General features: G+C 69.8%; 8 protein-coding genes. 3 read left to right on the forward strand and 5 right to left on the reverse strand.

What is annotated here, in order from left to right; all coding sequences use genetic code 11:
• Window positions 1-89: 89 nt before the first annotated feature.
• Window positions 90-1,343, forward strand: coding sequence for an SLC13 family permease (locus tag IF04_RS0127420; protein WP_245654524.1), 1,254 nt, complete (start codon window positions 90-92; stop codon window positions 1,341-1,343).
• 48 nt (window positions 1,344-1,391) lie between these two features.
• Here the strand turns inward: IF04_RS0127420 and IF04_RS39165 are convergent, their stop codons facing one another.
• Window positions 1,392-1,670, reverse strand: a complete 279-nt coding sequence (locus tag IF04_RS39165; RefSeq protein ID WP_169746155.1) for an FCD domain-containing protein — start codon at window positions 1,668-1,670, stop codon at window positions 1,392-1,394.
• A gap of 98 nt (window positions 1,671-1,768) precedes the next feature.
• On the opposite strand from IF04_RS39165, the gene IF04_RS0127425 reads away from it, so the two are divergent.
• Window positions 1,769-2,287, forward strand: coding sequence for a polysaccharide deacetylase family protein (locus IF04_RS0127425; protein ID WP_211259863.1), 519 nt, complete (start codon window positions 1,769-1,771; stop codon window positions 2,285-2,287).
• A 59-nt stretch (window positions 2,288-2,346) separates the two neighbouring features.
• On the opposite strand, the gene IF04_RS0127430 is transcribed toward IF04_RS0127425, so the two are convergent.
• Window positions 2,347-4,665 (reverse strand): ATP-binding protein, encoded by a 2,319-nt coding sequence (locus IF04_RS0127430; RefSeq protein ID WP_245654525.1) that lies wholly within the window; start codon window positions 4,663-4,665, stop codon window positions 2,347-2,349.
• Between the two features lie 208 nt (window positions 4,666-4,873).
• On the opposite strand from IF04_RS0127430, the gene IF04_RS0127435 reads away from it, so the two are divergent.
• Window positions 4,874-8,233: a molybdopterin-dependent oxidoreductase gene (locus IF04_RS0127435; RefSeq protein WP_030263522.1), complete on the forward strand. Its 3,360-nt coding sequence runs from the start codon at window positions 4,874-4,876 to the stop codon at window positions 8,231-8,233.
• A 34-nt stretch (window positions 8,234-8,267) separates the two neighbouring features.
• On the opposite strand, the gene bioD is transcribed toward IF04_RS0127435, so the two are convergent.
• From bioD to IF04_RS0127450, 3 genes are read right to left on the reverse strand one after another with little or no spacing between them, the layout of a single operon-like run.
• Complete coding sequence (bioD, locus tag IF04_RS0127440) at window positions 8,268-9,011, reverse strand: dethiobiotin synthase (protein WP_030263525.1); 744 nt, start codon at window positions 9,009-9,011, stop codon at window positions 8,268-8,270.
• A 15-nt stretch (window positions 9,012-9,026) separates the two neighbouring features.
• Window positions 9,027-10,331: an adenosylmethionine--8-amino-7-oxononanoate transaminase gene (locus IF04_RS0127445; RefSeq protein ID WP_030263528.1), complete on the reverse strand. Its 1,305-nt coding sequence runs from the start codon at window positions 10,329-10,331 to the stop codon at window positions 9,027-9,029.
• Window positions 10,324-11,070 carry a biotin synthase BioB gene (locus tag IF04_RS0127450; RefSeq protein WP_030263531.1) on the reverse strand — a complete coding sequence of 249 codons (747 nt, stop codon included), beginning with the start codon at window positions 11,068-11,070 and terminating at the stop codon, window positions 10,324-10,326. The genes IF04_RS0127445 and IF04_RS0127450 overlap by 8 nt, the downstream gene beginning before the upstream one ends.
• Between the last annotated feature and the right edge of the window lie 12 nt (window positions 11,071-11,082).

An 11,082-nucleotide genomic window follows, 5' to 3' on the forward strand; every position in this document is an offset into this window, starting at 1 on the left:
TCGCCCAGGGCCTGTTCACATTCCTCCGCCCCGGGGTAACTCGCGCCCTCGGGGCGCGCCGTCCTGTCCCCACCGCACCAAGGACAATGATGTCTACTGAAGTGATCTCCATAGGCGCGCTGCTGGTCATGTTCGTGGTCGGCACTATTCTGCCGATCAACCTGGGCATCCTCGCCTTCGTCGCCACCTTCGCCGTCGGCACCGTCTCGCTCGGCCTCACCGAGGACGAGATCTTCGAGGGCTTCCCGGTGGACCTTTTCGTGACCATCGTCGGGGTCACTTACCTCTTCTCCGTCGCTCGCCGCAACGGCACCATCGACTGGCTCGTCGCGGCCGGAGTGCGACTGGTACGCGGCAAAGTGGCGCTCATTCCCTGGGTGCTGTTCCTGGTCGCCGCGACGCTCACGGCATTCGGCACCTTCACCCCGGCCGCCGTCGCGCTCCTCGTACCGATCGCCATGAACTTCGCCCACCGCTACAAGATCAACCCGCTGGTGGCCGGCATGATGGTAATCAGCGGCGGGCACGCGGGCGCGTTCTCCCCCCTCGCCGTCTCCGGTGCCCTCGTACTGGGCCTGGTCGACGACACCACGCTGCATATCTCGCCCGTGACACTGTTCACCGCCAGCTTCGTCATCAACCTGCTGCTGTCACTCCTGACCTACGTACTCCTCGCCAAGCGCCCCGCCCCGCTGGCGGACACGGCACACGAGACGGCTGACGACGAGAATCCCGCCGCGTCCGGCAGACCCGACTGGCGTCAGTGGCTCACCCTCGCCTGCCTGCTCGCGCTGGTGGTCGGTGCGCTCGGCTTCCGGCTGGAGATCGGCTTCCTGGCCCTGGTGGCCGGCGCCCTGTTGGCCCTGGTGGACATGGAACGGCAGGAGAAGGCCGTGGACGGCATCAGCTGGTCCACTCTGCTGCTGGTGGCGGGCATGATGACGTACATCGCCATGCTGGAGAAGGCCGGAATCATCGAGGACATCTCCCACCACGCCGCCGGCCTCGGTGCCCCACTCCTCGTGGCCCTGGTGCTGTGCTTCACCGTAGCCATCACCTCGGCCTTCGCCTCTTCCACCGCGATCCTCACCGCGATCATCCCCCTCGCCGTGCCACTGCTGCTCTCCAGCCACCTCAGCGCCGCCGGTCTCATCGCGGCGCTCGCGGTTTCCACCACGATCGTCGACACCTCCCCGTTCTCCACCAACGGCGCCCTGGTCCTCAGCAACGCCCGCGGTGTCGACACCCGCCGCTTCTACCGCCAAATCATCGGCTACACCGGCGGCATCGTCGCACTCGGCCCCGTCGTTGCCTGGGGAGCCCTGGTCCTCCCCTGGTCATAGCAACAACAGGACGAGCACCACGTACTGGCCCACCGCGGCGGGCCGGCCCTACCCCCCGAACAGCATCCGCATCGCCACATCCCGGTAGTGCCGCACATGGCTCAATGCGGCGGCGGCCGCGGCGTCCGCGTCGTGGGCCGCGATGGCTTCGTGGAGCTGGCGGTGTTCCTCCCACAGCGTGCCCGGCTCGTCGATCTGTTGTAAGAGCCAGCGCAGCCGGCCTTCGAGGGGTTCCACGGTGGTGGCGAGTCCAGTGGCGTCGGCGCGCTCGGCGGCTCGCCGTACGGCCAGTACCTCCAGCGCCTCACGCAGGTCGAATCCGTACACAGCATGACCGAACGCGACTGGACCGACCGCGACACCGCGGCCGTGGCCAACGCCGTCGCCGGCTGGCCGGCCCACCGTGGCGGGCCGGCCAGTGGGAGATGTCCGCCCACACCGCGGCCCTGCTCCACAAGTACGGCTTCTCCTACGACCACTCCCAGAACTACCGGGACTTCACCCCCTTCTACGCCCGCGTCGGCGACAGCTGGACGAAGATCGACTACACCGCGGACGCCAAGGACTGGATGAAGCCGCTCGTCCACGGTCACGAGGTGGACCTCGTCGAGTTCTGCGGCAACTGGTACGTCGACGACCTGCCGCCCATGATGTTCAACAAGCACTCCCACAACAGCCACGGCTACGTCAGCCCGCGCGCCCTGGAGCAGGACTGGAGAGACCAGTTCGACTGGGTGCACCGGGAGCTGGACTACGCCGTCATACCCGTCACCCTTCACCCCGACGTCAGCGGCCGCCCCCAGGTCCTGCTGATGCTGGAACGCTTCATCGAGTACGTCTCCCGGCACGAGGGCGTCAGCTTCTGCACCCTCGAGGACGCGGCCGACGACTTCCGCCGCCGCTTCCCCTTCGAGGGCACGGAACGCCCCGCCGACATGCGGTGACACGCGCTTCCGGGACGGCGGCCGGAGCTGCGGGCCGGCCGCGCCGGATGCGTGGGGAGTCAGGCCTCTTCGGGCTTCTGGGCGTCGATCGCCGCGGCGATCCGGGTACGGGAGGTGACGCCCAGCTTGGTGCGGATGTGTTCGACGTGGGAGTCGGCCGTCCGTTTGGAGATGACGAGGCGTTCGGCGATCTGGGCGTTGGTGAGCCCTTCGGTGACCAGGCCGGCGACCTCACGCTCGCGGGGAGTGAGAGGGCCGAGAGCACTGCCGTTGTCCGTGTCCGGGGACGGCGCGATCTCGTTGCCGTGCACGTGCCCGGTGGCGATGTCGACCAGCTCCGGCACCGGCAGCCGCGCTCCGTGCGTGTACACCTGCGTGAAGCGCTTGGCACCCAGACTGAGCATCAGGGTGTTCTCGATGTCGGTGTGCAGGGCGTCGAGGGCCCGTACGCCCCACAGGGTGGTGCCGACCTGCCGCCAGAGTGTGGTGGCGCCACCGAGCAGCGTCGCGGCGAGCTCGTGCTCGTCGTCTCCGCAGGCCACCCAGGACAGGAACTCCACCGTGGCGGCGAGGCTCATCGTCTCGCCCTGGTCGAGGGCGGAGGGCAACACCCTGCGCCCCAGCTCGCGGCTGTCGTGCGGTTGGCCGACGGCCCACAGCGCGAGCACCTGGGCGATCATCATGTAGTTGCGCGCCCACCGCTCGTGGGGGATGTGCGTCAGCTCCCGCAGGCACTCCTCCGCCTCCCGCAGGGCCCGCGACGGGTCGCCGTGAGCGGCGTGGAACACCCCCGTGGTGATGTAGCCGGCCACCAGCGGGAACAGATCGCCCGACGCCCTGAGCAGCTGTCGCGACTCCTCGAACGACGCCATGGTGTGCGGGACGTCCCGGCTCCACATGAGCATCTCGAAGGTCTCGACGGCCTTGGCGCGGGCGCGCAGGAAGTCGTCGTCCAGGGACTCGGCCACGGCTCGACAGCGCCGGACCATCTCACGCGCGTCCCGGTCGGACTGCAGCAGCCCGAAGTAGGAGCCGTAGTACAGGGCGATGCCCTGCTCAACGGTCGGCTCCGGCTCGGCCCGCAGGGCCTTGTCGATCCAGCGCCGGGCCTCGGTCAGCCTGCTCTTGCCCAGCCACAGCCCCCACAGGCCGTTCACCAGCCGGAGCGCGGCCTCGTCTCCTGGATGCGCGATGGCGAAGTCCATGGCGACGCGGAAGTTGTCGAAGTCGGCGGCGAGCCGGTTCCCCCACTCGACCTGCTGGTCGCCCAGCCACTCCTCGCCCGCCCGGCGGGCCATCCGCAGGAAGAAGTCCCGGTGCCGTCGCGCGTACTCTTCGGTGCGGCCGCCGTCCTCCAGCCGCTCGGCGCCGTACTCGCGGATCGTGTCCAGCAGCCGGTAGCGGCATTCGGCGACGCCGTCGACGCGCTGCACCACCGACTTGTCCACCAGGGCGCCGAGCAGGTCGAGCACGTCCCAGTCGGCCAGCTTGCCGCCGCCGCAGACCTGTTCGACGGCCGCCAGGGTGAAGCCGCCGGCGAACACGGAAAGGCGTGCCCACAGCTCCTGCTCGGGTGCCGAGCACAGCTCGTGGCTCCACTCGATCGTGGTACGCAGCGTGTGGTGGCGGGCCTGGGCGGGCCGTGCCCCGGCCAGCAGCCGGAACCGGTCGTCGAGGCGGTCCAGTATCTGCTCCAGCGGCATGGTCCGCAGCCGTACGGCGGCGAGCTCGAGGGCCAGCGGGATGCCGTCCAGGCGGCGGCAGAGCGCGATGACTTCGGACCGGTTCTCGTCGCCCAGCTCGAAGGACGGCAGGCCGGCCTTGGCCCGGGCGACGAACAGCGCCAGCGCGTCGTTGTCGTGTTCGCTCGCGTCCGCCTCCGGCTCGGGCATCGGCGGGATCGGGAGGACGCACTCGCCGGGCAGTGCCACGGGCTGCCTGCTGGTCAGCAGGAGCACCAGCCGGCAGGAGTTGTGCAGAAGGATGTCGACGAACACGGCGATCGCGTCCACCAGGTGCTCACAGGTGTCCAGCACCAACAGCGCCTGCCTGTCCGCGAAATGGTCGATCAGCTGGTCCATCGGCTCTTGGGACGCGGTCTCGGGCAGGCCGACGGCGGACGCCACCGTGTTGGGCAGGAACTCGGCGTCCCGCAGACCACTCAGTTCGGTGATGCTCACACCGTCGGGGAAGTCGACCGCCAGCTGATGGGCGGCCCGCACCGCGACCCGGGTCTTGCCGACACCACCGAGACCGGTGAGCGTGACGACGCGCGCCTGCGTCACCGCCTTGCGGACGGCCTCCAGTTCGGCCGCGCGACCGATGAACCCGGTCGTCTCGTTCCGCGTACTGGCCCTGGCCCATGTCCACTGAGTCACGGCACCCTCCCTCTGCGTCACCAAGACGTCACCAAGAGAGTCTCACGCCCAGGCGGACGGCGTGACGGAGTTGGGGGCGGGACGGCCGCAAAGCGTGCGAGCCGCGAGCGTGCGCGACTCGGCGATGAGAATCCCGTTGCGAGTGTGGCAGCCGTCATGGTCGTTATTGATCCAGTTCTCGACCGACCACCCACGGGAGAAGCGAACGATGACCGACGTACGCGGTTACTGCACCCTCTGCAAGTCACGCTGCGGCGCGATCTACACCATCGAGTCGGGGGCCATGACCGGCGTGCGTCCGGACCCGGATCACCCGACAGGCGCAGCGCTGTGCCCGAAGGGCCGCGCGGCACCCGAACTCGTACACAACCCGGCCCGGCTCACTCGTCCACTGCGCCGCACCACACCGCGCAGCGACCCCGATCCGCAGTGGCGCGAGATCAGCTGGGAGGAGGCGATGACAGAAGTCAGCGACCGGCTTGCGGAGTTCCGGGACACCACAGGACCGGAGTCCGTCGCCTTCTCGGTGACCTCACCCAGCGGCACGCCGATGAGCGACGCCATCGACTGGGTGGAGCGGTTCATCCACCTCTACGGCAGCCCGAACACCTGTTACTCGACAGAGATCTGCAACTGGCACAAGGATTTCGCGCACGCCTTCACGTTCGGCAGCGGCCAGCCGGCTCCGGACTTCGCCCATACCGACCTGACCGTGCTGTGGGGGCACAACCCCGCCAAGACCTGGCTGGCCCGGTCGGCCGCCCTCGCAGACGCGCGAGCGCGGGGAGCCCGGCTGGCTGTTGTCGACCCACGCCGGACGGCCGGCGCGGTGCAGGCCGATCACTGGCTGCGGGTACGGCCGGGCACCGACAGCGCCCTTGCGCTCGGGCTGGCCGACCTCGTGCTCCGCCGCCACGGCGGCGATCAGGACTTCCTGCGCGCCTGGACCAACGGCCCCTTGCTGGTGCGTGAGGACAGCGGACGCTTTCTGCGGGCCGACGAGCTGGCCCCCGGCAGCCCCGGCTACGTGGTCTGGGACGAGCACGGCCGCGGACCCGAACCCTACGACACCGCCCTGGCCGCCATCGCTCCCCAGCGATTTGCCCTGCACGGCAGCTATCGGGTCCGTACCCGCTCCGGCACGGTCACCTGCCGGCCCGCGTTCCAGCGCTACCTCGACGCCGTGGCGGCCTGGCCGCTCGAGCGCACCTCGTCGGTGACAGGGGTGGACACCGACACACTCATCGCGTTCGCCGACGACCTGGCCACCGCTCGCTCGGTCAGCTACGGAACCTGGACCGGAGTCGGCCAGCACGCCGACGCGACGCAGACCGAACGCGCCATCGCCACCCTGTACGCACTCACCGGCTGCTACGACGCACCCGGTGGGAACGCGGTCCTGCCGCAGCAAGCACTCGCCAAGGTGGCGCTGCCGCTCGTGCCCGAGCAGGCGGCGAAGGCGCTGGGCCTCCACGAGCACCCCCTCGGGCCACCGGCATCCGGCTGGGTCACCGCACGGGCCCTGTGCAGGTCGATCATCGACGGGGATCCCTACCGGGTCCGGGCCCTGGTCTCCTTCGGCGGGAACCTGCTGCTCTCCCAGCCCGATCCCGTGCGCACCGCCGAGGCCCTGCGGCGGCTCGAATTCAGCGTGCACATCGACATGTTCGAAAACCCCACCTCACGGTTCGCGGACATCCTCCTGCCCGCCAACACTCCCTGGGAGCGGGAGGGACTGCGTGCGGGCTTCGAGATTTCCCACCGCGCCCAGCAGCGCGTACAGCTACGCCCCCGCATGCTCAGCCCGCTCGGCGAGTCCCGCTCCGACCTCGACATCGTCTTCGACCTCGCCGGCCGCCTCGGTCTCGGAGACCAATTCTTCGGTGGTGACGTCCAGGCGGCGTGGAACCACCAGCTCGCGCCCCTCGGCCTCACCGTGGACGAGCTGCGCGCGGCGCCCGGCGGCATGGACGTACCGCTGCCGATGCGGTACCGCAAGTACGCCGAGACCGCGCCCGACGGGCAGGTAACCGGCTTCGCCACGCCGACCGGACGGGTGGAGCTGTACTCGGAACTACTGCTCGACCATGGCTACTCCGCACTGCCCGAATCCGCCGGCCCACCCACTGACTCCGACTTCCCGCTCACGTTGAGCTGCGCCAAGAACGGGTACTTCTGCCACAGCCAGCATCGCGGGCTCTCATCGCTGCGCAAACGCTCGCCCGAACCTCTCGTCGAGATCGCCGAGCAGGCCGCCGCGGACCGGGGCATCACCGACGGCGACCTGGTGGGCATCACCACGCGCAACGCCACCGTGCGGATGCGCGTCCGGGTGGACCCCGGCCTGCACCCCGACACGGTGGTCGCCGAGTACGGATGGTGGCAGAGCACTCCCGATCTCGCACTTCCCGGGTCGGACCCGCTGGCCAGCGGTGAGCAGAACTACAACCTGCTCGTCGACGACACCGCGCACGACCCGATCAGTGGCTCGGTACCGCTGCGCTCGACAGCCTGCGATGTCCGCAGGGTGCCGACCGACACCTGGTCCGGGCCGCGTGAGTTCCTCGTCGAGGAAGCCAACGAAGTGACCGAAGAGGTCCGGGAGCTGCTGCTCCGCCCGGCCGACGGCGGCCCACTGCCGGAGTACCGGCCCGGCCAGCACATCACCCTCGCCGAGGCCGGTGACCCAGGCACCACTCGGGCGTACTCACTGACCGGAACGGCCCGGGGCGACGATCTCGCAACGTACCGGCTGGCCGTACGGAGAATCGACGGCGGTGTGTTCTCCCCGCTCGTGCACCGCAGCCTGACTGCCGGAGCCCGGGTACTGGTCACCGCACCGTCCGGCCTGTTCGCCCTCCCGGTCGACCACGACCGACCGGTCGTGCTGCTCGCGGCCGGTGTCGGCATCACCCCCTTCCTCGGCTACCTCGAGACGTTGGCGTCCACCGGCGGCTCGGTTCCTGAGGTGGTCCTGCACTACGGCAACCGCAACCGCAGGACCCACGCGTTCGCGGACCGGTTGCAGAAGCTGGGCGAGGCGATCCCGCAGCTGACGGTGATCGACCACTACAGCCGCCCGGACACCGAGAACGTGATCGGCGTGCACTACTCGGCCTTCGGCCGGGTCACCGCCGACCACATCGATGACGAGCTGATCCGCCGACGCGCCCGCTTCTACATCTGCGGCCCTCAGGCGATGATCGAGGCGGTGACCGCCGGGCTGACGGCCCGGGGAGTTCCGAAGTTCGACATCTTCGCCGAGCGCTTCCAGGCCACTGCGCGGCACGTCGAGGTCCCGGCAGACGTCACCGCGACCGTGCGCTTCGCACGCTCGGACCGCGAACTGACCTGGACAGGGGCAGACGACGGCACACTGCTTGAACTCGGCGAGAAAGCAGGTCTGACGCTGCCGAGCGGCTGCCGCCTCGGCCAGTGTGAGAGCTGCGCCGTCACCGTCCTGAACGGCGAGGTCGCTCACCTCGTGGCACCGGCCGACGACCTGCCCGACGACCAAGTCCTGACATGCCGAGCGGTACCGCTCACGGACGTCGTGCTCGACATCTGAAGGTCGTCCCGTACGGCGTGGGCCGGGGTGCGCATCATCCAGGGTGGACGGGAACCGCTGGAGGGGCGAAGCCGAGAGCGAAAGCAAGGGGGTCCCAGACGCCGCCGAGGGAGGGGGCGAGCCACCTGGAGGCCTGTACTCGGAAGTCCGCCGGGGTGAGCTCTCCTGCCCCGTACGGGATGGCCCCCAGCAGCGGCGCCCCCGCGGCGCCCGGGAGGTCCGCCAGGTTGCAGCGCATTGCGAGGTTCGGTTCGGCGGGCCAGCTGCCCACCAGTACTCCCGGGCAGTCAAGGTCGCGGGCACGCAAGGCCTCCACCGTCAGCGCCGTTGCGTTGAGCGTGCCCAGCCCGGCCGCGGCCACCACCAACACCGGCGCGCCCAGCAGTTGTGCCGCGCCGGCCAGCGTGGCACCCGCATTGTCGAAACGCACCAGCAGCCCGCCCGCTCCCTCGACGAGTACCAGGTCGTGCTCGGTGGCCAGCTTGGCCGCCGCTTCGGCGATCTCGTGCGGGTGTACCGGTGGGAGTCCGGCCCGGCGGGCGGCGGTCGCGGGTGCCAGTGGCTCGGGGTACCGGGCGAGTTCGGCGGTGGTGATGCCGGGGCCCGCGAGTCGCGCGACCTCTGCGACATCCCCCGGCTCGTCCGCTGCCACGCCGGTCTGTGCGGGTTTGAGTACCGCGACCGTCCGGCCGCGGGCCAGCTCGGCGGCGGCGATGGCGGCGGTGGTGACCGTCTTGCCGATCTCCGTGCCCGTGCCCGTGATGAACAGCACCGACATACTTACGCGTTCCTCTCAGCCCTCGCGTGCGGCGGCGCACACCGCGGCGCAGATACGGGCGATGTCCTCGTCGCCGGTGATGTACGGCGGCATCGTGTAGATCAGATCGCGGAACGGCCGCAGCCACACGCCGGTCCCGACCGCGGCCCGGGTCGCGGCCGTCATGTCGATCGTGTGGTCGAGTTGGACGACGCCGATGGCACCCAGTACCCGTACGCCCTGCACGCCCGGTACCTTCTCCGCGGCGATCAATCCGTCCCGCAGCCCCGCCTCGATCCGCTTCACCGAGCGGCTCCAGTCGTCGGACAGCAGCAGGTCGATCGAGGCGTTTGCGACCGCGCAGGCCAGCGGATTGGCCATGAAGGTCGGGCCGTGGGCGAGGACCGGCACTTCGCCCCGGCTGATGCCTGCGGCGACGCGCGAGGTGCACAGGGTCGCCGCCATCGTCAGATAGCCGCCGGTCAGTGCCTTGCCGATGCACATCACATCGGGGCATACGCCGGCGTGATCGGTGGCGAACAGCGCACCCGTCCGCCCGAAGCCGGTGGCGATCTCGTCGAAGACCAGCAGCACGCTGTGCTCGTCGCAGGCCTCCCGCAGCACCCTGAGGTACTCGGGGTGGTGGAAGCGCATGCCGCCCGCGCCCTGTACGACCGGCTCCACGATGACCGCTGCCAACTCGTCCGCGTGACGGGCTATCAGGCCCCGCAGGTGTGCTGAGTACTCAGGGTCAGGCACCGAGTCGAAACCGGCCGGCGGGGCGTCGGCGAAGACCTGGTGCGGCAGCACGCCGGCCCATAGGTGGTGCATGCCGCCGTCCGGGTCGCACACCGACATGGGATGCCACGTGTCGCCGTGGTAACCGCCGCGCCAGGTCAACAACCGCTGCTTGCCCGGGCGTCCGGCCGAGCGCCAGTACTGCAGGCACATCTTCACGGCCACCTCGACCGATACCGACCCGGAATCGGCGAGGAAGACGTGCTGAAGCGGCTCGGGAGTGATCTCGACCAGCCGGGCCGCCAGGCGCACGGCGGACTCGTGGGTGAGCCCGCCGAACATCACATGGCTCATCCGGTCCAGCTGGCCGCGCGCGGCCTCGTTCAGTACCGGGTGGTTGTAGCCGTGGACGGCCGACCACCACGAAGACATGCCGTCGACGAGTTCCGTGTGTCCCTCGACTGGTTCGGCGAGCCGCAGCCGGACCCCGGACGCGGACTCGATGACCAGCGGGTCGTCCTTGCCGGGCATGGGGCCGTAGGGGTGCCAGACATGCTGCCGGTCCAGTGCGAGCAGGTCGCGCACGTCCATCGGCTCAGGCATTGGGGGCGAGGTCGGTTCCTGCCCCGCGACGTCGCACGGCGACCGGGGCGTCGGCCCGGTGCGCGGGCAACGTGGTGGTGTCCGCGCCCTCCACCTCGAAGCCGGCGTCGGCGATCATGGCGAGGTCGTCCTTGCCGGCCTGGCCCTCACTGGTCAGGTAGTCGCCCAGGAAGATGGAGTTGGCCTCGACGTCGGGGCAGACGAAGCGGACCATCGCCAGGATGCGCAGGGCGCGCTGCGGGGTGAGGTTCCACTCCTTGGCCAGTGGGGTGCCCTCGAAGGGGATCAGGAAGTTGACCGGTACGGAGTCGGGGTCCAGCTCGCGCAGCGAGAAGACCACGTCCACCAGGTCCTCATCGGTCTCGCCCATGCCTGCGATCAGGCCGGAGCAGGCGGACATGCCGGCGGCCTGGGCCTGCTGGACGGTGGAGACGCGGTCCTCGTAGGTGTGCGTCGTGGTGGCCTCGTCGGGCTTGAGCCAGGTGTACTTGAGGATCTCGGCCTTGGAGCCGAGCCGCTGGGAGCAGTAGGAGCAGTCCTCCGGGCACAGGCCCGACTTGAGGTTGACCAGATAGTTCAGCTTCACCCGCCGCCCGAACCACTGGCGGCGGACCTTGCCCGCCGCCGCTACGACGTCGAGCAGCTCGTCATCGGATGTCGCCAGTACGGCGAGTGCCTCTTCGCGGGTCGGCGACTCGCGCCGCAGACCCTTCTCCACCAGAGCGTTCAGCAGGTCCATGGCGAAGATCCT

Origin of the sequence: Streptomyces violens (genome assembly GCF_000717745.1) — a bacterium.
GTDB classification, from domain to species: domain Bacteria; phylum Actinomycetota; class Actinomycetes; order Streptomycetales; family Streptomycetaceae; genus Streptomyces; species Streptomyces violens.

Bases quoted from the DNA above. Each gene is read 5' to 3' on its own strand.
- IF04_RS0127420 (WP_245654524.1), top strand. From the start codon at position 90: ATGTCTACTGAAGTGATCTCCATAGGCGCGCTGCTGGTCATGTTCGTG.
- IF04_RS0127425 (WP_211259863.1), top strand. From the start codon at position 1,769: ATGTCCGCCCACACCGCGGCCCTGCTCCACAAGTACGGCTTCTCCTAC.
- IF04_RS0127435 (WP_030263522.1), top strand. From the start codon at position 4,874: ATGACCGACGTACGCGGTTACTGCACCCTCTGCAAGTCACGCTGCGGC.
- bioD (WP_030263525.1), bottom strand. From the start codon at position 9,011: ATGTCGGTGCTGTTCATCACGGGCACGGGCACGGAGATCGGCAAGACG.
- IF04_RS0127445 (WP_030263528.1), bottom strand. From the start codon at position 10,331: ATGCCTGAGCCGATGGACGTGCGCGACCTGCTCGCACTGGACCGGCAG.
- IF04_RS0127450 (WP_030263531.1), bottom strand. From the start codon at position 11,070: ATGGACCTGCTGAACGCTCTGGTGGAGAAGGGTCTGCGGCGCGAGTCG.